Consider the following 3,193-nt stretch of genomic DNA (forward strand, 5'->3'; position numbering starts at 1 on the left):
ATCACCCCCTCAACCCTAGAAGGAATTGACTGGGTATTTCATCTAGCAGGGCTGGCAGACTTAGTACCGTCGATTGAAAACCCCAGCCAATACTACCACTCCAACGTTCAAGGCACTTTTAGCCTGCTAGACGCTTGCCGCCACGCTCAAATCCAGCGCTTCGTCTACACCGCATCCTCCACCTGCTACGGCATCCCAGACCAATATCCCACACCTGAAACTTATCCCTGTTCTCCCGAACACCCCTACGGCTTGACTAAGTATTTAGGCGAGCAAATGGTTATGCACTGGGCAAAAGTGTACAAACTCCCCGCTATCTCCCTGCGGCTGTTTAACGTCTATGGGCCGCGTTCCCGAACAACAGGAGCCTACGGTGCCGTCTTCGGCGTCTTTTTAGCTCAAAAATTAGCAGGTAAACCCTTCACCCTTGTCGGAGATGGCACTCAAACCAGAGACTTCACCTTCGTCAGCGATGTCGTAGAAGCCTTTGTCACCGCCGCAGCATCGGATGTAACGGGTGAAATTATCAACATTGGCTCCGGCAATCCTCAAAGTGTCCTCACCCTCGTGGAACTATTAGGCGGGCCCATCGTCCACATCCCAAAACGTCCCGGAGAGCCAGACTGCACTTGGGGAGACATCACCAAAGCTAAAACTCTCTTGGGATGGGAGCCAAAAGTTCCTTTCCCCGAAGGAGTGTCTCAGATGTTGGCAAACATCAGCCTGTGGCAAGAAGCACCTGTCTGGACGCCTGATTCCATTCAGGAAGCCACAAAAGCATGGTTTGAGTATTTGGGAAAAACCTAAATTTATGCTTCAAAACACCGCCGATAGAGTTAATCTTCTAGTTGCAAAAGCATTCCTTTACCAAGGATCTCGCCTGTTACTGCAACTGCGAGACAACATACCTGAGATTATAGCCCCCAATCACTGGGGACTGTTCGGCGGTACTGTTGATGAAGGGGAAACCCCAGCCGAAGCTATGAAGCGAGAAATCGAAGAAGAACTTTGCTGGGTACCGCCCGAACCCAAATACCTGCTGACATGGGAAGCACCCGATCGACCTTGCAGCACTTATATTTTTGGTATTCCCTTGACAGTACCGACTAGCGAATTAACCTTAACGGAGGGGCAAGCCTTCCAACTATTTACCTTTGAGGAATTGACTCAAGTGCTGTTAGTGCCTAAAATTCCTCGGATGCTGCCACAAGTTGTCGAGGCGATCGCCTCTGATGAACTAACCGCAGCTTGGCAGGAGTTCCGCACTAAAAATTTAACATGGGGCATGGCTCATTAACTAAAACCAAAGCTGAAAAATTAAATGCAAACCTTTCCCTCACAACACCCCTTTGCCACCGATTACTTCCGCCAACTTGGAAATTTAAGCGAAAGTTTTGAAGCGACTGACACAAAATCTCAGCATCTTTCCTTTTCCGAAGCAATTAGTCAAGCCGCAGCTTTGGTATCTCAACAAAGCCAACAGCAGAAAAAAGTAATTTTTATTGGCAATGGCGGCAGTGCAGCCGTAGCAAGTCACCAGGCGATCGACTACTGGCGAAATGGAGGCTTTCCGGCGATCGCCTTCAATGACGGTGCTCTCCTGACTTGCATCAGCAACGACTTCGGCTACGAACAAGTTTTCAGCAAACCGATCGCCACCTTTGCTCAATCGGGAGATATCGTATTTGCGATTAGCAGTTCTGGACAGTCCGGTAACATCCTAGCAGGGGCCCGTCAAGCAGCTAAAATGGGGTGCTATGTCATCACCCTTTCAGCTTTTAAGCCAGATAATCCCCTGCGTCAGCTAGGAGACATTAACTTTTTTGTGCCGACAATGGCCTATGGATTTGCAGAAATTACTCATCTTTGCATCTGTCATTGTATTCTAGATGGATTGATGAAAGGCTCATTGCCAGAAACAGAAGTTAATAATCCCGTAATTGATGAGAGCAAGCTATTTTCAGGCAGCCAACCAACTTAAACAGGAAGGGAAATTAGAAGAGGCGATCGCGTATTACCACCAAGCTATTGAGCAAAACCCCAACTTTTATTTGTCTCACTACAACTTAGGGGAAACATTGGCAAAACTTGGTCGGTGGGAGCAAGCAGTTACTTCCTACGATCGCGCTATTGAGCTCAACCCTAATTCGGTTTGGTCTTATTACAATTTAGGGCAAGCTTTGGCAAAACTCTGCCGGTGGGAAGATGCGATCGCCTCCTACCGTCGTGCCATTGAGCTTTCCCCTGATTTTTATAGATTTTACACCAATTTAGGCGAAGTCCTCTGCAAACAGGGCCGTAGCGAAGAAGCCGCCACCTTCTACTGTCAAGCTGCGGAGTCCTTGGTCAAACAGCAGCGGTGGGATGAAGCCGAAAATTTTTACAGTCAGGCTATTAAGCTCAATCCATCAGTTAACGATGACTACGGCAATTTAGCAGAAACCCTGACCAAACAGCGGCAGCTTGAAGTTGCGATCGCCAAAACCCGCAAAGCCATTAACCAGACTCCAGAAAGTGCTGAACTTCACTGCCGATCGGGGAAGCTCTTAACACAGCAAAACAGGCGAATAGAGGCAATTGAAAGCTATAAAAAAGCGATCGCCCTCAATTTTGACTTAGAAGAAGCACATATCAACCTCGTCAACTTACTGATAGAGCAAGCGGAAATAGATGAGGCTAAGCAAAAAAAAAACACACCCTCTTTAGAGGAAGAGGCACTTTTTAACCTCGGAAATTTACTAATACAGCAAGGCAAATTAGAAGCAGCCATTGAAATTTACAAAAGAGCGCTCGTCATCAAACAAAATTGGACAGAAGCTTACCTAAAACTAGCAGAAGCTCACATGAAAATGAGCTGGAAATTTTACGATGTCGGTAAATTACACGAATCAATTAGCTCTACTGAACGTGCGATTGACGTATATAACTCTCAGCTTGAAAAGCATCCCCTGGGCAATTTGGGTATCCGCTTCATAACGCCGGAATATTTCACAAACTGGCCCTGGTTAGGTGCGATCGGTCACCTAGCAATCAATATAGATATTTATATCAAGATGGGTATTCTGGGCTGGCGACCTCAATACCACACAATTCTTTTAGCGCCGTCCGAACAAGTCATCAACCCCTGTTTGCTCAACTACTGGCGACGATATCTCCACATTATCACCGACCCCTCGGTCATCGATCGGCTGCT

The 3,193-nt window shown here is 47.2% G+C and carries 4 protein-coding genes; all 4 read left to right on the forward strand.

Going from position 1 to position 3,193, the window contains the following annotated elements; genetic code table 11:
- A partial coding sequence (locus ACUVJL_RS00075) for an NAD-dependent epimerase/dehydratase family protein (protein WP_445243969.1) occupies positions 1-807 on the forward strand: 807 nt, incomplete at its 5' end.
- A 4-nt stretch (positions 808-811) separates the two neighbouring features.
- Entirely contained in the window at positions 812-1,297 is a 486-nt protein-coding gene (locus ACUVJL_RS00080) for an NUDIX hydrolase (protein WP_445243970.1), read from the forward strand.
- A 24-nt stretch (positions 1,298-1,321) separates the two neighbouring features.
- Positions 1,322-1,981: an SIS domain-containing protein gene (locus tag ACUVJL_RS00085; RefSeq protein ID WP_445243971.1), complete on the forward strand. Its 660-nt coding sequence runs from the start codon at positions 1,322-1,324 to the stop codon at positions 1,979-1,981.
- On the forward strand, positions 1,944-3,193 hold a 1,250-nt coding region (locus ACUVJL_RS00090; RefSeq protein WP_445243972.1), incomplete at its 3' end, for a tetratricopeptide repeat protein. The genes ACUVJL_RS00085 and ACUVJL_RS00090, both read left to right, overlap by 38 nt.

The organism is Microcoleus sp. OTE_8_concoct_300, assembly GCF_031383065.1.
Lineage (GTDB): Bacteria > Cyanobacteriota > Cyanobacteriia > Cyanobacteriales > Microcoleaceae > Microcoleus.